The following is a 19,158-nucleotide window of genomic DNA, read 5'->3' as shown; positions in this document are numbered from 1 at the left end:
TTAAAGATTAAGCAACCACACACACTACTTCACCACCAAGTGAAAGTGAGCGTGCTTTATGGTCAGTCATTACCCCATGAGATGTAGAAACGATCGCGATACCTAAACCACCTAATACTGATGGAAGGCTGTTTTTGTCACGATAGATTCTTAAGCTTGGTTTACTCACGCGCTCAATCATCTCGATTACAGGTTTGTTAAGGTAGTATTTAAGTTTTACTACTAATGCTTTAGTAGCAGGCTTATCACCTTCAACTTTAAAGTCTTCGATATATCCTTCGTCAAGCAATACTTGTGCGATTGATTCTTTCATTTTTGAGAAAGGAATAGATACTACTACTTTCTCCGCAGCTTGTGCGTTTCTGATGCGTGTTAGCATATCAGAAATTGGATCATGCATACTCATTCGTATTCTCCCTTATCCTACCAGCTTGATTTTCTTAAACCAGGAATGTCACCACGCATGGTGATTTCACGTAATTTGTTACGGCCTAAACCGAACTTACGATACACGCCGTGTGGGCGTCCTGTAATGCTACAACGTCTTTGACGACGGATAGGTGAAGAATCGCGAGGCAATTTCTGTAATGCGAACATTGCTGCTTCTTTTTCTTCCATAGTAGCGTCTTCACTACTAATGATTTTTTTTAATTCTTCGCGCTTTTCAGCGTACTTAGCTACGAGCTCAGTACGCTTATTTTCGCGATTAATCATTGATACTTTAGCCATAAAATCCTACTTTAAAATTAATTGCGGAAAGGAAAGTTAAAAGCACTTAGAAGAGCTTTTGCTTCCTCGTCTGTCTTAGCGGTAGTTGTAATACTAATATCCATACCGCGCATAGCATCTACTTTTTCGTATTCGATTTCTGGGAATACGATTTGCTCTTTAAGACCGAAGCTATAGTTTCCTTGACCATCAAACGATTTACCATTAACACCACGGAAGTCTCTTACGCGTGGTAAAGAAATGTTGATCAATCTATCTAAGAATTCATACATAGTTGATCTTCTGAGGGTGGTTTTACAACCAACCGGCCAGCCATCACGAATTTTAAATCCTGCAACTGACTTTTTCGATAAAGTAATTTGCGCTTTTTGCCCTGCAATAGCAGTCATATCAGCAACAGCATTATCCATTACTTTTCTATCAAGCACAGCTTCACCTACACCCATATTGAGCGTAATTTTAGTGATTTTTGGCACTTCCATAGGGTTTTTGTAGCCAAATTGCTCTACTAATTTTGGCACTACGATCTCGTCGTAGTATTGTTTCAATCTTGCTTTCATTTTTATCCTCAACAAATCACGGATATATCTTTTAATGCGATGCATCCTGTGATTTTGCTATTAATCTTAAAAAGAAGCTGGCTATATTATCAAAGAATATCTAATTAGCCAACTTTTTTATTTGTTGATGCAAAGAAGCGCTCTCTAGTAACCGTTACTTTACCAGACTCGTCTTTTGTTTCGGTTACTTCGATTTTTACGCGATCACCCTTGTTGGTCTCTGGGTTGAAAAGCATAACGTTCGAAATATGAATCAACATTTCTTTCTCAATTCGACCGCCTTCAATGCCCGCTTGTGGGTTAGGACGTTCGTGTTTAATTGAGCGATTCACACCGGAAACTAAAACTTTGTCTTCTTTCACTTGAAGAACGTGACCGCGTTGGCCTTTGCTCTTACCAGTGATTACAACAACTTCATCACCTTTACGGATTTTATTCATCTGAGTCTCTCCTACTAGATTACTTCTGGAGCTAATGAAATAATTCTCATAAATTTATCACCGCGAAGCTCACGCGTAACGGGTCCAAAGATACGAGTACCAATTGGCTCAAAGTTATTGTTTAAAAGAACCGCAGCGTTTCCATCAAACTTAATTAAAGAACCATCTTGACGACGAATACCTTTACGAGTTCTAACTACTACTGCGTTGTAGATCTCACCTTTTTTCGCACGTCCACGAGGAATCGCTTCTTTAACAGAAACTTTAATTACATCGCCAACACTTGCGTAACGGCGATGAGATCCCCCAAGTACTTTGATACACATGAGTTTTCTAGCACCTGAGTTATCGGCCACATCCAAAATTGTTTGTGTCTGAATCATTTTTAACCTCTTGCTGCTTCAATCACTCGCACCAATTTCCAAGATTTATTCTTAGAAAGTGGACGAACTTGTTTAATCTCAACGATATCCCCAATGTTACAGCTGTTCTCTTCGTCGTGCGCAAGGAACTTGGTTGAACGCTTAACGTATTTTTCATAAAGCTTATGCTTCATTAAACGCTCAACATAAACTGTAATTGTTTTATCCATTTTGTTGGATACCACTTTACCTGTTACAGTACGTTCTACTTTGTTTTGCTCTGCAGTCGCCATTATTTCTCTCCCGCCTCAGCTTTATCATTTAACACGTGATTAATTCTTGCGATCTCACGACGATTTTCTTTGAACTGATGTGGTTTAGTTAGCTGACCAGTTGCTTTTTGCATACGCAAATTGAACAATCCACGCTGTAACTCTACTCTTGTTTCTCTCAATTCTTCGACTGATTTCTCTCTTAATTGAGATGCTTTTGTCATTTTACTCATTTCAATTCCTACTTAACTTAAAGAACTGTACGCTCAGCAAAAGCAGTCTTAACTGATAGCTTCGCAGATGCTAATCTAAATGCTTCACGAGCCACTTCTTCAGTCACACCTTCGATCTCGAATAATACGCGACCTGGTTGAACTTTCGCTACCCAAAACTCAACGTTACCTTTACCACTACCCATACGTACTTCTAGGGGTTTACCAGTGACTGGAACGTCTGGGAAAATACGGATATATACTTTACCACCACGGCGAACGTAACGGTTAATAGCACGACGAGCGGCTTCGATTTGGCGCGCGGTAATTCTACCACACTCAGTTGCTTTAATACCAAATTCACCGAAGTCTACTTTGTTACCTGCAGCCGCAACACCACGGTTACGACCTTTACGCATTTTTCTAAATTTAGTTCGTTTAGGCTGCAACATAACTATTCACCTTTCCTTCTGCTACTTCTTCTTTTACCTGCTTTAGGCTCTTCTTCATTGCTCGCTTGGTAATCAAAGACTTCGCCTTTGTAGATCCAAACTTTAACGCCTAAAATCCCATAAGTTGTTAATGCTTCTGCTGTACCGTAATCGATATCAGCTCTGAAAGTGTGAAGCGGAACTTGACCTTCTCTGTACCACTCGGCACGAGCGATCTCAGCACCATTTAAACGGCCTGATACGTTCACACGAATACCTTCAGCACCCATACGCATTGTGTTCGTTACCGCACGGCGCATTGCACGACGGAACATTACACGGCGCTCTAACTGCTGAGCAATTCCTTCAGCCACTAAATAAGCATCTAACTCAGGCTTTTTGATTTCTTGAATTGAAACGTGAACTGGGCAACCCATCATGTCTGTCAATTCTTTTCTTAGCGCATCAATATCTTCACCTTTTTTCCCGATAACGATACCAGGACGTGCAGTGTGGATAATCACTTGAGCTGATTTAGAAGGACGAGTGATTTGAATTTTAGAAACCGCTGCGTTAGCAAGTTTTTTACGTAAGAATTCTCTCACTCTAAAATCGGATTCGACAAACTCAGGAAACTCTTGGCTCGTTGCATACCAACGTGAATTCCAGTCTTTTGAAATCCCTAAGCGAATACCGGTAGGATTAACTTTTTGACCCATTTTCTCTACTCCTAATAAACTTCGGCAACTGTAACAGTTATATGACTAGTTCTCTTAAGGATACGGTCACCACGGCCTTTAGCTCGTGCGCGCATTCTTTTAAGAGTAGGACCTTCGTCTACCATTACTGATTTAACTACAAGATTATCGATATCTGCACCGAAGTTATTTTCAGCGTTTTCCATTGAAGACACTAAAACTTTAGCCATAATCTCTGCAGCTTTTTTATCGCTGAATTTTAAGATAGTGAGTGCTTTCTCAACTGGGAGACCTCTCACCTGATCTGCCACTAAACGCGCTTTCTGAGGAGAAATTCGCGCATGGCGATGTACTGCTCTTGACTCAACCATTTTCTACCTCCTAACGTGCTTTCTTATCTGCGGCATGACCACGGAATGTACGCGTAATCGCGAACTCACCGAGTTTATGACCGATCATATTTTCTGTGATTAAAATAGGCACATGGATTTTACCGTTGTGCACTGCGATTGTAAGACCAATCATCTCTGGAAATACCATTGAACGACGTGACCAAGTTTTGATTGGTTTACGGCTTTTAGATTCAATTGCTTCCTCTACCTTTTTAAGTAGATGATGATCGATAAATGGACCTTTCTTTATAGAACGTGGCATATTTTACCCTTTATCTGATTAATTAGCGTGTACGACGACGAACAATATATTTGTCAGTACGCTTGTTAGTACGTGTTTTGTAACCTTTAGTAGGTTGACCCCAAGGTGTAACTGGGTGACGACCACCTGAAGTTCGGCCTTCACCACCACCGTGCGGGTGATCTACCGGGTTCATCGCAGCACCGCGAGTTTGAGGACGAATCCCTCTCCAACGGTTAGCACCTGCTTTACCAAGAACACGCAAGCTGTGTTCGCCGTTGCTTACTGTTCCGATTGTAGCTTTACAATCTGAGTGAACACGACGGACTTCACCTGAACGAAGACGAATTGTTGAGTACTCACCTTCTTTCGCTACTAATTGAACCGAAGCCCCTGCTGAACGAGCTAATTGCGCGCCTTTACCAGGTTTCATTTCGATACAGTGAATAGTCGAACCGATTGGGATGTTACGTAAAGGTAACGCGTTACCTGTACGGATCGGTGCGTTTGCACCTGAGAATACAACGTCACCTGCTTTTAATTTTGCAGGCGCAATTACGTAGCGACGCTCACCATCGGTGTAGCATAGAAGAGCGATATGAGCTGATCGGTTAGGATCGTACTCGATTCTTTCTACTTTCGCTGGAATGTTGTCTTTATCACGTTTGAAGTCAATTACGCGGTAATGTTGTTTATGACCACCACCTCTGTGACGAGATGTGATACGACCTGCGTTGTTACGACCACCTGTGCTGCTTTTACCTTCGAGAAGGCCTGCGAAAGGTTTACCTTTGTGTAAACCTTCAACTTTAACTTCGATTAAAGAACGACGTCCAGGCGATGTTGGTTTTGCTTTTTTAATACTCATTACATCTCACCTAAAAAATCAATAGTTTCTGAACCTTCTTCAAGAGTGACATAGGCTTTTTTCCAGTCTTGTCTTTTTCCTGAGAAACGGCCGAACATTTTGCTCTTACCTTTTTGATTAAGAACTTTAACATCAACAACTTTTACATTGAACATTAATTCAACAGCGTCTTTAATTTCGTTCTTGTTCGCGCTTTTAAGCACTTTAAAGGTTACTTGATTGCTGTCCTCCTCAAGACGTGCAGTTTTTTCTGACACGTGAGGCGCAAGAATCACTTTCATTAATCTTTCGTTTGTGCTGATACTCATGCTAAACACTCCTTAATTGACTCAAGTGCAGGTTTTGTCATGACAACTTTTTCAGCGCCAACTAAGCTAGCAGGATCCACGATTGATGCTTCGATCGTGTAAACGTTTGGCACGTTTCTCGCGCTTAAGAAGAGATTATAATCTACAGCTTCAGTTACAACTAAAACTTTGTTGCCCGCAACGCCAAGCTCTTCTAATTTTGCTACGAATTGTTTAGTTTTTGGCTCAGCCATTGTCAACTCTTCAACAACAACTAAACGCTCAGAACGGATTAATTCAGACAAAATGTTGAGCATTGCTGCACGATACATTTTACGGTTTACTTTTTGAGACCAATCTTGAGGTCTTGCAGCGAATGTTACCCCACCGCCTCTCCAAATTGGGTTTTGCGCTGTACCAACGCGAGCACGACCTGTGCCTTTTTGTCTCCATGGTTTTGCACCACTTCCACGAACGTCTGCACGGCTTTTTTGAGCTCTAGTACCCGCACGGCTACCTGCTAAGAACGCAGTTACTACTTGATGAATCAAGGCTTCGTTATATTCGCGCGCAAATAATGAGCTATCTAATTGTACGGGTGTTCCCCCTACTACTTGAATTTCCATTACGCTTTACCTCTTTTAATTTTAACCGCTGGGCTTACGACAACATTTGAGCCTTTAGGTCCTGGAATTGCACCTTTAATTAAGAGCAGATTGCGGTCTGCATCTACGGATACAATTTCAAGGTTTTGCGTTGTTCTTCTCACCGCACCCATATGACCGGTCATTTTTTTACCTTTAAATACTCGACCAGGATCCTGACATTGTCCGATAGAACCAGGAACTCTGTGAGAAACGGAGTTACCGTGAGTATTTCTTTGCGCAGTAAAGTTATGGCGTTTAATTGTACCCGCATAACCTTTACCTTGAGTGATGCCTGAAACATCTACTTTTTGACCTACTTCAAAGAGAGCTACGTTTAATTCTTGTGCAAGTTCGAATCCTTCGATTTCTGCACTGTCAACACGGAATTCCCATAAAGCGCGGCCACCCTCAACATTTGCTTTCGCAAAGTGAGCATCTTGTGCTTTATTTTTTTTGCTTTTTAAAGTTTTACCCACTGCAACTTGGATTGCGGTATAACCATCAATCGCATCAGTTTTGATTTGGGTAATTTGATTCGCATCAACTTCAACTACAGTAACAGCTTGAGCACGGCCATCTTCGCCGAATACTCTGCTCATTCCTAGTTTTTTTCCAATTAATCCAACTGCCATTTTAATACCTCAATTTTAAATAAATTGTTAACTTACGAGAGGAAGGTTGGCGACCTTCATCGCAGCAAATTAACTTAACCTAATTTAATTTGCACATCAACACCAGCAGCAAGGTCGAGCTTCATTAAAGCATCAACTGTTTTGTCTGTAGGGTTGACAATATCCATTAAACGCTTGTGCGTTCTGAGTTCATACTGATCTCGAGCATCTTTATTAACATGTGGAGAGGTTAACACAGTGAAACGCTCGTGCTTGATTGGTAAAGGAATTGGACCTTTAACCTGTGCACCAGTACGTTTTGCTGTTTCAACGATCTCTTTTGCTGACTGATCGATTAAACGATAGTCGAATGCTTTTAGACGTATTCTGATTCTTTGATTATCCATACTTCTCTCATTTCTTGAAAATCGAGAGCACCCCACTATCGGGATGCTCTGAAGGAAATAAACTTATTTAATTACCTTAGCAACAACACCAGCACCAACAGTACGGCCACCTTCACGGATTGCGAAGCGTAAACCTTCTGCCATTGCGATTGGGTTGATTAACTCAACAACCATTTTAATGTTATCACCAGGCATTACCATCTCAACGCCTTCAGGAAGCTCACAAGCACCTGTTACGTCAGTTGTACGGAAATAGAATTGTGGACGATAACCTTTGAAGAACGGAGTATGACGGCCACCTTCGTCTTTAGAAAGGACGTAAACTTCTGCTTCAAATTGTGTATGGGGAGTGATTGTGCCGGGTTTAGCAAGAACTTGTCCGCGCTCAACATCTTCACGACGAGTACCACGAAGAAGAACACCAACGTTATCTCCTGCGCGACCTTCATCAAGAAGTTTACGGAACATTTCAACACCTGTACAGGTTGATTTTTGAGTATCGCGGATACCAACGATCTCAACTTCTTCACCTGCTTTAAGAATACCTGTTTCAATACGACCGGTTACAACTGTACCACGACCTGAGATTGAGAACACGTCTTCGATAGGCATAAGGAAAGGTTTATCGATTTCACGCACTGGCTCTGGAATCCATGCGTCTAATGATTCGATAAGTTTTTTGATTGCAGGTACACCGATTTCAGACTGGTCGCCTTCGATCGCTTTAAGTGCAGAACCTACAATTACTGGAGTATCATCGCCAGGGAAATCATATTCGTTAAGAAGATCACGAACTTCCATCTCAACAAGTTCGATCAACTCAGCATCATCAACCATATCTGCTTTGTTTAAGAAAACAAGAATATATGGAACACCTACTTGGCGTGATAATAAGATGTGCTCACGAGTTTGTGGCATAGGACCATCTGCAGCTGAACATACGAGAATCGCTCCGTCCATTTGCGCAGCACCAGTGATCATGTTTTTAACATAGTCAGCGTGTCCTGGGCAGTCTACGTGTGCGTAGTGGCGATTAGGTGATTCATATTCAACGTGTGAAGTTGAGATTGTGATACCACGCTCTCTCTCTTCTGGTGCGTTATCGATTTGATCGTACGCACGGATATCTCCACCGTATTCTTCAGCACCAACTTTCGTTAATGCAGCAGTTAAGGTAGTTTTACCATGGTCAACGTGACCAATTGTACCCACGTTTACGTGTGGTTTATTACGACTAAAAGTTTCCTTTGACATTTTAATACCCCAAATTGTTAAAGAGCTAAAAACAAGCACTACATTATAGTGCTTGTTTTAGATTTTGCAAATATAATTTATTTTACAGCGTTAGTAATTAAGGATTTAATTACTCGCCTTTGTTACGAGCGATGATTTCATCAGCAACGTTTTTCGGAGTTTCTTGATATTTTAAGAACTCCATCGAGTAGGTCGCACGACCTTGAGTTGCTGAACGAAGTGAGTTCGAATATTTGAACATTTCAGATAATGGAACTTCCGCTTTGATGAGCTTAGAACCATACGCATCTTCGATACCTTGAAGACTACCGCGACGACGGTTAAGATCACCCATAACGTCACCCATGTAATCTTCAGGTGTTTCAACTTCAACAAGCATAACCGGCTCAAGTAATACAGGACCCGCTTTGGCAGCACCTGCTTTGAAACCCATAGAACCTGCGATTTTGAACGCCATTTCACTTGAGTCAACTTCGTGGTAAGAACCATCGTAAAGTGTTACTTTCACGTCTTCTACTGGGTAGCCCGCGATAACACCGTTTGCCATTTGCTCTTTGATACCCGCGTCAACAGCTGGGATGTATTCACGAGGAACAGCACCACCAACGATTTCGTTAACGAACTCGTATCCTTCACCTGGCTCTCTTGGCTCTAAACGTAACCATACGTGACCGAACTGACCGCGACCACCTGACTGACGAACGAATTTACCTTCAACTTCGACAGATTTGGTGATAGTTTCACGGTAAGCAACTTGCGGCGCACCTACAGCACATTCAACTTTGAACTCTTCTTTAAGACGATCAACGATGATTTCTAAGTGAAGCTCACCCATACCACCGATGATTGTTTGTCCTGATTCTTCATCTGTGCGAACACGGAATGAAGGGTCTTCTTGCGCTAATCGACCTAAAGCCATACCCATTTTTTCTTGGTCAGCTTTTGTTTTTGGCTCGATTGCAACAAAGATTACTGGCTCAGGGAACTCCATACGCTCAAGCGTGATGATGTTTTGTTGATCACAAAGAGTATCACCCGTAGTAACGTCTTTAAGACCTACCATCGCTGCGATATCACCTGCACGGATCTCATCAATCTCGCTACGTGAGTTTGAGTGCATTTGAAGTAAACGACCAACGCGCTCACGGCGATCTTTAACCGGGTTATAAACAAAATCACCTGATTTGATCACGCCTGAGTAAACACGCACGAAAGTTAAGTTACCAACAAATGGGTCGTTCGCTAATTTGAACGCTAGCGCTGAAAATGGCTCTTCGTCTGAAGAAATACGCACACCACGCTCACCGTCAGGCAATTCACCCGCAATGTCTTTTACTTCTGTAGGAGAAGGAAGATAGTAGATTACGTCATCAAGAAGTGCTTGAACACCTTTGTTTTTGAACGCTGTACCACAGGTTACTGGAACGATTTCAGAGGCAAGTGTACGCACACGGATACCGCGACGAATATCATCTACTGAAAGTTCACCCTCTTCAAGGTATTTTTCCATTAACTCTTCTGATGCTTCAGCTGCAGCTTCTACCATTTGTGAACGATAGTTTTCTGCGTCTGCTAAAAGCGCTTCAGGAATATCACGCTCTTCAAACTTCATACCCATTGACGCTTCGTCCCAGTAGATCGCTTTCATTGTTACTAAGTCGATCACACCTTCGAACTCGTCTTCAGCACCGATTGGAAGCTGAATAGGTACAGCGTTTGCACGTAAACGGTCTTTCATTTGCTCAACAACGCGTAGGAAGTTAGCACCAGTACGGTCCATTTTGTTGATGAACGCGATACGTGGAACTTCATACTTGTTAGCTTGACGCCATACAGTCTCTGACTGAGGTTGAACACCACCTACTGAACAGTAAACCATTACCGCACCGTCAAGAACACGCATAGAACGCTCAACTTCGATTGTGAAGTCAACGTGACCTGGAGTGTCAATTAAGTTGATGCGATGCTCAGGGAATTGTTGCTTCATTCCACTCCATGAACATGTAGTTGCAGCAGATGTGATAGTGATACCACGATCTTGCTCTTGTTTCATCCAGTCCATTGTTGCGGTACCATCGTGAGTTTCCCCGATACGATGACTTCTACCTGTGTAATACAGAATACGCTCTGACGTCGTCGTTTTACCTGCGTCAATGTGTGCGCTAATACCGATATTACGATAACGCTCAATAGGCATAGTTCGAGCCATAATAAATCCTTCTCTTTACAAAATTATAATTTTCTTAAAGCAATAAATGCGGTAACCCAAAGTTTGAGTAACCGCATATATAAACAGCAAGTGTCTGTTAGCTAATGTAACAATCTTACCAACGGAAATGCGAGAACGCTTTGTTCGCTTCCGCCATGCGGTGAACGTCTTCACGCTTTCTAACTGCCGCACCACGATTCTCGACTGCATCTAAAATTTCAGCTGCCATTCTGCGAACCATTGATTTTTCTGAACGTTTTCTTGCAGCATCAACCATCCAACGCATTGCCAAAGCATCACGTCTTGACGCTCTAACTTCTACTGGCACTTGGTATGTCGCACCACCAACGCGGCGTGATTTAACTTCTACTTTAGGACGTACGTTCTCTAAAGCTGTCTCTAACGCTTCGATTGGATCTTCGTGACCCTTCTCTTTAACTTCTTCTAATGCACCATATAAGATGCGCTCTGCGATTGACTTCTTACCAGAAATCATCACCATATTAATGAATTTCGCGAGCATTTGACTTCCATATACCGGATCAGGTAGGACGTCACGCTTCGGGACTTCTCTTCTTCTTGACATGAGATTCTCTCAATAAATACTAAATCCAAAAATACCAAAAAACCTATTAACGAGGTCTCTTAGCACCATATTTCGAACGACCTTGACGACGTTTATCAACACCTTGCGCGTCTAATGCACCGCGTACAACGTGATAACGAACCCCTGGAAGGTCTTTCACTCTACCGCCGCGAACCAATACCACACTGTGCTCTTGTAAGTTATGACCTTCACCACCGATGTAGCTAGATACTTCATAACCGTTTGTCAATCTTACACGACAAACTTTACGCATAGCAGAGTTAGGCTTTTTAGGTGTCGCTGTATAAACCCGAGTACAAACTCCACGACGTTGAGGTGAACCCTCAAGCGCTGGAACGTCAGATTTATCAGTTTTTGATCTGCGCGGACGGCGAACCAATTGATTAACTGTTACCATTAAATCTAAATCCTTGCTAAAACAATAATTTATTAAAAATAAAATTCTTTGGGCATACTCCCAAAGAGATGAAATTTTATAAAGAGTTCACTGCTATGTCAAGAAGAATAAACATTTATTTTATTGACTCTTGAGAAAGCGGCGAGCTTAATTTGATGCTCTTTTGCCAAATTAACAGCCATTAATGTGGGCGCGGAGATCGCCACTAGAAGATTAAATTTTGCGCAAATTGCTTTTTGAACCATCTCAAAACTTGCGCGAGAGGTGATCAAACAAAATTTATCGTGCGTGGGAATCCCTGCACGAATGAGCGCACCGATCAATTTATCCATCGCAACGTGCCGCCCAACATCCTCTCGGACTAAAAGAATTTGACCCATTCTATCACAAAGAAACGCACCGTGCGCGCCTCCGGTTTTCTGATTGAGCGCTTGATAATCAGACGCCACTTTAAGCGCCTCATTAATCGCACTTATCTCAACCTCACTTTGTGTCTCAATTTTCTTGAGCGGGCGCACCACCTGATCAAGGGAATCGAGCCCACAAATCCCGCACCCCGTACGCGCACTCATTTGACGCTTACGCGATTCGAGCCGAATCATGCACTCAGGCAAAATTTCCACTTCTGCTACTACGCCATTCTCCCGCAGATCAAGGTGAATGGAGAGAATCTCTTCCGCTCGATTCACAATCCCTTCGGTAAAACTAAAGCCGTATATAAAATCTTCCAAATCCTTCGGCGTACACATAATCACCACATGCGGATAGCCGTTATAAACGATCGATACCGGCTTCTCATTGAGCAAAAAATCATCCTCAACAAACTCGCTTTCACCCCGATAACGCGTCACACTCACCGCTTTATAACTCGGAAGATCTGACATCTGAACTCTTATTCCCTCTATATTTCTATATTTAATACTGCACTACCCTTCCAATCGATGTAATTGGAACCGGCTCTCTAAATTCTGACTAAATTCCAAAACACAACTTTCAATTTCATTCTTAATCGTCTGAACTCGTCCATCAGCGCGAATGTCTAAACATCGATCTTCACCCTTTAATTTTAGCGTAATTCCCAAGGAATGCTGAACAAATTTTTCAATCATTACGGACTTACCTTTTTCCGTAAATGCAACTCCCCATGCAAACGCCTCTTCACCCTCCAAAACCTCATCACCTGACAACTCAATATCGATCCATTTGCGCTCGATATAACGGCGCCCACTATATAGATCAAACGCACTTTTTTGTACCACACCGGATGACTTATCTATCTTATATAGATGTAGCATCGACCCAATCTTTTGTAGGACAAAACGAGAACTCTCTCCACCCGACGCATCGTCAACCGCGAAACGGGTAATCCAAGTTAAATTCGCCCTTTTCGATGCAATCAATCCTTCTAAATCGATCGACCAAATATTTCCATCTCTTAAATAAAGATAATAAGCATTTTCCGATAGTGCAGTTGCGATTACCTCTTTCCTATCATTTAAAAACAGTTCGCTTGGAGGCTCCACCCTATACTTTTCACCCTCTGACTCAATCACAATCGAACTCTCTTCAATACTCAATTGATAATAACGCCCGCCATGCAATACTCGGTTATCGAAACCATCAACCATCTTAATGGAGAGATATGCAAAACGTCGCTCAATTTCATCCAATCCCCACAATTCAAAATAAGAGGATTCCATAGGTGCGTCATAATAATAAGTCACCAAATATTGCTGCCCGTTTTCCATCATCTGCTTTTTTATTTGGCTTGAAAACGTTTGATCAAAACGATCGGCATAGACCATCTCTCTCCAACCAACTTTAATATCGCCTTGAATCCTTTCCTCCAAATGACAGAGCGCGTTACGACAGGTTTTAATCGCTTTCTCTAATTGAACCCCGCGCTCCCGAAGACGATCGGTAAACGCTATTGCGCTGGCTTTATCGATCTCTATTAAATTGTGCAGACGAAGCGCGCCATTTATTTTCCAGGCATAGTAGCCACCCAAAATCGAAAGTAGCAATAAAATCCCGAGCATACTAATTAGTACGACGCCTCGGTTTTTGAATCTTATAGAGCGCCTATTCATGATTCACCCAGATAGAAAAGCAGACGGCGTGCATCAACCCACTTTGGATGGTGATTAATTTCCGTTATCATCTCAACCTCAGCAGATTCACGGTATAAAAACTCAACGTCTGAGGATTTCCACTCCCCTACACCACCGATAAGCTCAACCGAAATCAGCGCAGAATTTGTTTCATCTAGATCCCAATCATATTCCCAACGCCGAGTATTCTTATTAAAGACAGCAAGCCGAAAACGAATCATATTTGGAATCCGGATAAACGCCTGCCCATCAAACCCATCGATCACAAACGCGTGCTCGCCTCGTTCTTTTAATGTATAAAACTGCTTTGATTGGAGCTGATAGAGGAAAATGGGTGTAGCACTCCCTTTTAGAGTCGTTGCCGATAGCGCTTTAATTTGCCGTAGATCTGCTGATGCAATGCCTAAAGCCTCTTTATTCTGTAGACCTACCTTAAACAGAACTCCCGTTTCGCCATTCGTTGCCCACAACAGAGGTGGATATTTTCCCGACACAATTTGCGCTCGCTCGATCGCACTTTGCAATACTTCCGAAAGAGACACCTCATCAGAGGGCCGCCAATAACCAAGCGAAATCTTTTCTGTCGTAATGAGCAGATCACTCTCACGCGCAACGTATCGCACACCGCCGATGTAATACTCTGATTTTTCATGATTTGAACGAGCTAACCTTAATCCACCTGTATTTCGATTCCCGTCTTGTAAGGATTGATCCTGAGATTGATCAGACAACCGATCAGAAGAGTGATCCTCAAAGCGATACCAGTGAATCGGATAACGCAAAAGATTAATTTCAAATGCCGAAATATTTTCACCAATGACAATTTCACCAACATCACCACCATAATCCGTTCGCTCAAAGGCATCTCTTAACAAAATTTCTGCCATATCAAATTGATTGACGAGCTCAATCTGGTCTTGATCCTGATGAATCCGTACAAGCATTGCGCTGTAATAGTGAAATCCGGAGGCAATTAACGACAACCCAATCGCCAAACTAATCATTAATTGAAGTGGTGAGGCGCCACGAGATCGATATAACCCCCTCATTGAGAAATTCGCTCAATGCATTTCTCTGTGAGCTTACCAGCATTAACACGCGACGCCTTCCGTGTTTTTTGAAAACTGCGATACTGAGAAAGAGCTTGAACATTGTAATTACACAGTGATTTGAGATGTCCGTTACGAAGCACCACTTTCGACTCGATGCTCGATAAATAAAAATGCTGAAAACCCAGTACCGCAAAAAGAAGAAGCGCAAGTGCGATCATCAGCGATACCATCATATACCCCGCCTCAATATCTATTTTCACCATAACCCCACCTCTCTTTTAAATCAAAACGCCTATCACCCTCGCAAAATATTAATTTAAAATCAAGCAGATATAGAAAAAAGACAACAAAAAAAGCACCTTCGGGTGCTTTTATCAATATCGTTGTTCTGTTAAATCCCGCGATTTAATTTTGAGAGCGGTTCATTCACATTAAAATATTTAATCTCAATATTGGTTGCGCCGATCGATTTTGCCCGCTCCACATGCATTTTCGCGTAATTTTGAGCATTTTCGAGCGTATCGAACATATAAATTCCGCCACTCTCCTCCGTCTCCGCATTCTCGATCCACACTTTGGAAATAAAGCCCGGTTCTTGATTGATACTTTCCGCAAGTCCGCGTCCATTTTCCGTTAAAGCATCGCCCATCGCCTCTTTTGGATAGCCAAAATTCATTTGTAATAAAATCATCTCGATACTCCTTATATAAATAAGACTTGAAATTGTTCCTATATTATAAGAGAATAACGGATTGATTGATAGGTAAATGGGCATTTGCTATAAACGGTTAAATCCTGCAAAGAATAGTTAGTTTTATTCTCTGCTCTCTCTTTAATTGGGGAAAATAATTGGTTAAAACTTGACTAATCAAATTTTAATCATTAGAATCGTTCCTCTTAAATTGGCAATTATAATGATTGCGACTATTGAAGAAGAGAAAGCAATAGCCAGTTTTCACACATTTTGTAAATTATTTTATGCGGAGCATTCAGCAAATGTATGCAGTTATAAGAACAGGCGGTAAACAATATCGCGTTGCGGAAGGTCAAATCCTCCGTATTGAAAAAATCGAAGGCGCAGAAGAAGGTTCAACAGTTGAGCTTTCAGACGTTTTACTTGTTAGCAATAATGGCGACGTAACCGTGGGTACTCCTGTTGTTGAGAACGCAAAAGTTACAGCTACTGTAAGAAAACAAGGTCGTACTCGTAAAATCGAAATTGTTAAATTCCGTCGTCGTAAACATTATCGTAAACGTCAAGGTCATCGTCAGCACTTTACCGAGATTCAAATCACTGGTATCAGTGCATAACTAGTATTAAAAAAGGAACTTAATTATGGCACAGAAGAAAGGTGTTGGTTCTAGCCGTAACGGTCGCGACTCGGAAAGTAAACGTTTAGGAGTGAAACGTTTTGGTGGCGAACTCGTAACAGCAGGCTCTATCATTGTTCGTCAACGTGGTACTAAATTCCACGCAGGCATTAATGCAGGCCTCGGAAAAGATCACACAATTTTCGCAAAAACAGATGGTCACGTACAATTCATTACGAAAGGCCCAAACAAGCGTAAATATGTTAGCATTGAGCCAATCGCTTAATTAGCATATGCTACTCTTTTAATAAAGCTCCATTTTTGTGGAGCTTTTTTTATTTCTAATTAAGATAGATAGACGATTATGAAATTTATAGATGAAGCTCGAATTCGAGTAGAAGCAGGAAAAGGCGGTAATGGGTGCTTAAGCTTTAGACGCGAACGCTTTATTCCCTTTGGGGGACCCGATGGGGGCGATGGCGGCGACGGGGGTAGCATCTATTTAAAAGCTGTTGATTCCTTAAACACCCTAATGACATTCCGCTATGAGCGCAGCTTTAAAGCTAAAAATGGTCGCCCTGGTGAAGGGTCAAACCGTACCGGCCGATCGGGCGAAGACCTTATTTTAGAAGTCCCGCGCGGTACGCAAGTATTTGATGCGGAAACCAATGAATTTATCTGCGATTTAACCAAACATGGACAGATCGTAAAAGTGGCTCAAGGCGGTATGCACGGTCTTGGAAACGCTCGCTTTAAGAGCTCAACGAATCGCGCCCCGCGTCAAACCAAGCCCGGTACCGATGGGGATATTCGCGAACTTCGCTTAGAGCTTAAAGTGCTTGCTGATGTGGGTCTTTTAGGCCTTCCCAATGCCGGAAAATCAACGCTCGTGCGCGCAATTTCTGGTGCTCGCCCGAAAGTGGCTGATTATCCATTTACCACCCTAACCCCAAGCCTTGGCGTTGTGGAACTCGATTACGACAACTCGTTTGTTGTGGCCGATATTCCTGGGTTAATTGAAGGGGCATCAGAAGGCACTGGACTTGGGCATCAATTTTTAAAACATCTTGCCCGCACCAGTGTTTTACTCCATTTAGTGGATATTTCTCCTGCGAGCGACAGCCAAGATCCCGTACAAGATTATTTTACGATCTTAAATGAGATCAAAAACTATAGCGACGATCTCTACAATAAGAAACGCTGGTTAGTGCTTAATAAAGTCGACCTCATCCCTGAAGATGAGCGTGATGAGCGCATCGCTGAGTTTTTAAAAGCGATCGATTGGAATCCGGAAGATCGTTATTTCACCATCGCAGCGGTTTCGAAAACCAATACCAAAGAGATGTGTTATCAGATCATGGAGAAACTAAACGAACTCCGCGCCGAGGAAGAGGCTGAGTAATCCTCCCCGAGGCAGATCGATAAGCAATCGATAGAATAATAGAATACGGCTCGATAAATAGAGCTCCATAAAAAAGCCACTTTCCGCATCAACTGCACGAAAGTGGCTTTTTGTTATCTCAACGAATATATCAATGAATATCTCAATAAAGGATCAATTCATTGGCATCATTGCTACTCCATCGTTCCCTACATAAAGCTCATTAACGCAATAACGATAATTAAGAGCGGAATGAAATATTTGATGTAGTAAAAGAGCGGTCCTGCAACTTTTTGATTGATGGTATTTCCATTGGTAATCTCATCAATCATCACTTTCTTACCAAGCACAAAGCCAATAAATACACAGGAGAGGAAGCTCGTTAACACGAAGAAGATATTCGCACTGACGAAGTCAAACGCGTCAAATACGCTCATGCCAAATACGCGCACATCCTGCCATAGACCGTCGGATAATACCGCTGGAAGGTTCCCTAATAAGAAGATTGTACCGAGCGTGATAAAGGTCGCAAAGCTACGGCTCATGCTCGTTTTCTCCACAAGCGTTGTGATCACCACCTCATAGATTGTAAGTGATGTGGTGAGCGCAGCAAAAATCAAGAGTAAGAAGAACGCGATCCCAACAACAGTACCAAAAGGCATATTAGAGAAAACAACCGGAAGCGCTTGGAATACGAGCGTTGGCCCTGCTGATGGCTCCATACCTACCGAGAAGAGCGCCGGGAAAATTACAAAACCTAATAAAAATGGAATTACCGTATTAATTACACCCGCCGATAAACTAATGCCCACCATATTCTCTTTTTTATGTAAGTAAGAGGAGAGCGTGATCATCACCCCAAAACCAAGACTCAGCGCGAAGAATACTTGCCCAAGTGCCTCTAAGAAAATGCCGGCATTGATGCGACTAAAATCAGGAATCAGATAGAATTTAAGCCCCTCTTTTGCCCCCGGAAGCTGGAGCGAATAGATCACCATCACCACTAAAATAATGAGGAAAAGAGGCATCACCCGCGATATCAATTTCTCAATCCCTTGAATAATTCCCTTCACTAAAATGTAGTAGTTGATCGCCACAAAGATAAAGGTGTAGCTCAACATTTTCCAGGTATTACTGATGGACCCCGAGAAAAACGAGGAGATATATTCTCGCCCTAATGGCTCAGATAGGTTAATCGCGCCTCGGGTAATATCGGCAATGTAACTCATCACCCACGCCCCAAGCACCATGTAGTACGCTAAGATCCCAAAGGCCCCGATGATCGCTAAAACCCCCACCCCTTTCCAAAATTTGGAGATCGGTTTTTTAAGATCGCCCTGCCCAAAGGCATCGACGGTATTGGTTTGCAAACGTCGCCCGATAATGTGCTCCGCCATCAACATCGGCACACCCAAAATAATCATGGCGAGCATAAAAACAAGTAGATAGGCACCGCCACCATTTTGCCCTACCTGATATGGAAACCGCCACGTTGCGCCAAATCCAATGGTCGCACCGGCAACGGTTGAGATATAGAGTATTTTATTACTCCAAGTTTCACGAGACATAAATTTCCCCCTGTTATTGTTATTATCATAATTCTTATCTGGTTGAATTTTTTCATTGTCAATGACGAAAAAACCGCCGGATATGAGCTACAATACTATAAATTGACCGAA

The 19,158-nt window shown here is 42.3% G+C and carries 29 protein-coding genes; 3 read left to right on the top strand and 26 right to left on the bottom strand.

The window, feature by feature from the left end:
• Positions 1-7: 7 nt before the first annotated feature.
• The 25 genes from rpsH to OXI21_RS03500 all read right to left on the bottom strand — a co-directional run bounded on the left by rpsH (position 8) and on the right by OXI21_RS03500 (position 15,478).
• Complete coding sequence (gene rpsH, locus OXI21_RS03620; protein WP_279618197.1) at positions 8-406, bottom strand: 30S ribosomal protein S8; 399 nt, start codon at positions 404-406, stop codon at positions 8-10.
• Positions 407-423: 17 nt separating this feature from the next.
• Entirely contained in the window at positions 424-729 is a 306-nt protein-coding gene (rpsN, locus tag OXI21_RS03615) for a 30S ribosomal protein S14 (RefSeq protein WP_279618196.1), read from the bottom strand.
• Positions 730-746: 17 nt separating this feature from the next.
• A complete protein-coding gene (rplE, locus tag OXI21_RS03610; RefSeq protein WP_279618195.1) occupies positions 747-1,289 on the bottom strand; it encodes a 50S ribosomal protein L5 in 543 nt (180 codons plus the stop codon).
• A 104-nt stretch (positions 1,290-1,393) separates the two neighbouring features.
• Positions 1,394-1,729 (bottom strand): 50S ribosomal protein L24, encoded by a 336-nt coding sequence (rplX, locus tag OXI21_RS03605; protein WP_279618194.1) that lies wholly within the window; start codon positions 1,727-1,729, stop codon positions 1,394-1,396.
• A 14-nt stretch (positions 1,730-1,743) separates the two neighbouring features.
• The gene (gene rplN, locus OXI21_RS03600) at positions 1,744-2,112 is read right to left on the bottom strand and encodes a 50S ribosomal protein L14 (protein WP_279618193.1); all 369 of its coding nucleotides are present in this window, start codon (positions 2,110-2,112) and stop codon (positions 1,744-1,746) included.
• 2 nt (positions 2,113-2,114) lie between these two features.
• A complete protein-coding gene (gene rpsQ / locus OXI21_RS03595; protein ID WP_279618192.1) occupies positions 2,115-2,384 on the bottom strand; it encodes a 30S ribosomal protein S17 in 270 nt (89 codons plus the stop codon).
• Positions 2,384-2,596, bottom strand: coding sequence for a 50S ribosomal protein L29 (gene rpmC / locus OXI21_RS03590; RefSeq protein ID WP_347815485.1), 213 nt, complete (start codon positions 2,594-2,596; stop codon positions 2,384-2,386). The genes rpsQ and rpmC overlap by 1 nt, the downstream gene beginning before the upstream one ends.
• Before the next feature lie 17 nt (positions 2,597-2,613).
• Entirely contained in the window at positions 2,614-3,027 is a 414-nt protein-coding gene (gene rplP / locus OXI21_RS03585) for a 50S ribosomal protein L16 (RefSeq protein WP_279618191.1), read from the bottom strand.
• Between the two features lie 2 nt (positions 3,028-3,029).
• Positions 3,030-3,725, bottom strand: a complete 696-nt coding sequence (gene rpsC / locus OXI21_RS03580; protein WP_279618190.1) for a 30S ribosomal protein S3 — start codon at positions 3,723-3,725, stop codon at positions 3,030-3,032.
• 11 nt (positions 3,726-3,736) lie between these two features.
• Positions 3,737-4,075, bottom strand: coding sequence for a 50S ribosomal protein L22 (gene rplV / locus OXI21_RS03575; RefSeq protein ID WP_279618189.1), 339 nt, complete (start codon positions 4,073-4,075; stop codon positions 3,737-3,739).
• A gap of 10 nt (positions 4,076-4,085) precedes the next feature.
• The gene (gene rpsS, locus OXI21_RS03570) at positions 4,086-4,358 is read right to left on the bottom strand and encodes a 30S ribosomal protein S19 (protein ID WP_279618188.1); all 273 of its coding nucleotides are present in this window, start codon (positions 4,356-4,358) and stop codon (positions 4,086-4,088) included.
• 22 nt (positions 4,359-4,380) lie between these two features.
• Positions 4,381-5,205 carry a 50S ribosomal protein L2 gene (gene rplB / locus OXI21_RS03565; RefSeq protein ID WP_279618187.1) on the bottom strand — a complete coding sequence of 275 codons (825 nt, stop codon included), beginning with the start codon at positions 5,203-5,205 and terminating at the stop codon, positions 4,381-4,383.
• A complete protein-coding gene (gene rplW / locus OXI21_RS03560) occupies positions 5,205-5,513 on the bottom strand; it encodes a 50S ribosomal protein L23 (protein WP_347815484.1) in 309 nt (102 codons plus the stop codon). Before rplW ends, rplB begins: the two co-directional genes overlap by 1 nt.
• Positions 5,510-6,118 carry a 50S ribosomal protein L4 gene (rplD, locus tag OXI21_RS03555; protein WP_279618186.1) on the bottom strand — a complete coding sequence of 203 codons (609 nt, stop codon included), beginning with the start codon at positions 6,116-6,118 and terminating at the stop codon, positions 5,510-5,512. Before rplD ends, rplW begins: the two co-directional genes overlap by 4 nt.
• On the bottom strand, positions 6,118-6,771 hold the full coding sequence (rplC, locus tag OXI21_RS03550) for a 50S ribosomal protein L3 (RefSeq protein WP_279618185.1): 654 nt from the start codon (positions 6,769-6,771) through the stop codon (positions 6,118-6,120). Before rplC ends, rplD begins: the two co-directional genes overlap by 1 nt.
• A 74-nt stretch (positions 6,772-6,845) precedes the next feature.
• Positions 6,846-7,157 carry a 30S ribosomal protein S10 gene (gene rpsJ / locus OXI21_RS03545; RefSeq protein ID WP_279618184.1) on the bottom strand — a complete coding sequence of 104 codons (312 nt, stop codon included), beginning with the start codon at positions 7,155-7,157 and terminating at the stop codon, positions 6,846-6,848.
• A 63-nt stretch (positions 7,158-7,220) separates the two neighbouring features.
• Entirely contained in the window at positions 7,221-8,411 is a 1,191-nt protein-coding gene (gene tuf / locus OXI21_RS03540; protein ID WP_279618183.1) for an elongation factor Tu, read from the bottom strand.
• 109 nt (positions 8,412-8,520) lie between these two features.
• Complete coding sequence (gene fusA, locus OXI21_RS03535) at positions 8,521-10,620, bottom strand: elongation factor G (protein ID WP_279618182.1); 2,100 nt, start codon at positions 10,618-10,620, stop codon at positions 8,521-8,523.
• 115 nt (positions 10,621-10,735) lie between these two features.
• Positions 10,736-11,206: a 30S ribosomal protein S7 gene (gene rpsG, locus OXI21_RS03530; protein ID WP_279618181.1), complete on the bottom strand. Its 471-nt coding sequence runs from the start codon at positions 11,204-11,206 to the stop codon at positions 10,736-10,738.
• 46 nt (positions 11,207-11,252) lie between these two features.
• Positions 11,253-11,624, bottom strand: coding sequence for a 30S ribosomal protein S12 (gene rpsL / locus OXI21_RS03525; RefSeq protein ID WP_279618180.1), 372 nt, complete (start codon positions 11,622-11,624; stop codon positions 11,253-11,255).
• Positions 11,625-11,722: 98 nt separating this feature from the next.
• Complete coding sequence (fdhD, locus tag OXI21_RS03520; protein ID WP_279618179.1) at positions 11,723-12,508, bottom strand: formate dehydrogenase accessory sulfurtransferase FdhD; 786 nt, start codon at positions 12,506-12,508, stop codon at positions 11,723-11,725.
• 42 nt (positions 12,509-12,550) lie between these two features.
• Complete coding sequence (locus tag OXI21_RS03515; RefSeq protein ID WP_279618178.1) at positions 12,551-13,663, bottom strand: hypothetical protein; 1,113 nt, start codon at positions 13,661-13,663, stop codon at positions 12,551-12,553.
• Between the two features lie 47 nt (positions 13,664-13,710).
• On the bottom strand, positions 13,711-14,730 hold the full coding sequence (locus tag OXI21_RS03510) for a hypothetical protein (protein ID WP_279618177.1): 1,020 nt from the start codon (positions 14,728-14,730) through the stop codon (positions 13,711-13,713).
• A 50-nt stretch (positions 14,731-14,780) separates the two neighbouring features.
• Positions 14,781-15,050, bottom strand: a complete 270-nt coding sequence (locus tag OXI21_RS03505) for a hypothetical protein (RefSeq protein ID WP_279618176.1) — start codon at positions 15,048-15,050, stop codon at positions 14,781-14,783.
• A gap of 128 nt (positions 15,051-15,178) precedes the next feature.
• A complete protein-coding gene (locus tag OXI21_RS03500; RefSeq protein ID WP_279618175.1) occupies positions 15,179-15,478 on the bottom strand; it encodes a monooxygenase in 300 nt (99 codons plus the stop codon).
• 305 nt (positions 15,479-15,783) lie between these two features.
• Here OXI21_RS03500 and rplU point away from each other — a divergent pair, with 305 nt between their 5' ends.
• The 3 genes from rplU (at position 15,784) to cgtA (ending at position 17,500) form a co-directional block, all read left to right on the top strand.
• On the top strand, positions 15,784-16,098 hold the full coding sequence (rplU, locus tag OXI21_RS03495) for a 50S ribosomal protein L21 (RefSeq protein WP_279618174.1): 315 nt from the start codon (positions 15,784-15,786) through the stop codon (positions 16,096-16,098).
• Between the two features lie 25 nt (positions 16,099-16,123).
• Positions 16,124-16,384, top strand: a complete 261-nt coding sequence (gene rpmA / locus OXI21_RS03490; RefSeq protein ID WP_279618173.1) for a 50S ribosomal protein L27 — start codon at positions 16,124-16,126, stop codon at positions 16,382-16,384.
• A gap of 78 nt (positions 16,385-16,462) precedes the next feature.
• Positions 16,463-17,500 carry an Obg family GTPase CgtA gene (gene cgtA, locus OXI21_RS03485; RefSeq protein WP_279618172.1) on the top strand — a complete coding sequence of 346 codons (1,038 nt, stop codon included), beginning with the start codon at positions 16,463-16,465 and terminating at the stop codon, positions 17,498-17,500.
• 188 nt (positions 17,501-17,688) lie between these two features.
• Here the strand turns inward: cgtA and OXI21_RS03480 are convergent, their stop codons facing one another.
• Entirely contained in the window at positions 17,689-19,047 is a 1,359-nt protein-coding gene (locus OXI21_RS03480; protein ID WP_279618171.1) for a sodium-dependent transporter, read from the bottom strand.
• Positions 19,048-19,158: the final 111 nt, after the last annotated feature.

Source organism: Ignatzschineria sp. RMDPL8A, from assembly GCF_029815055.1.
Taxonomy (GTDB): Bacteria; Pseudomonadota; Gammaproteobacteria; order Cardiobacteriales; family Wohlfahrtiimonadaceae; genus CALZBJ01.
Note: the sequence above shows the minus strand (reverse complement) of the source record. Positions and strands in the feature narration are given on the sequence as shown.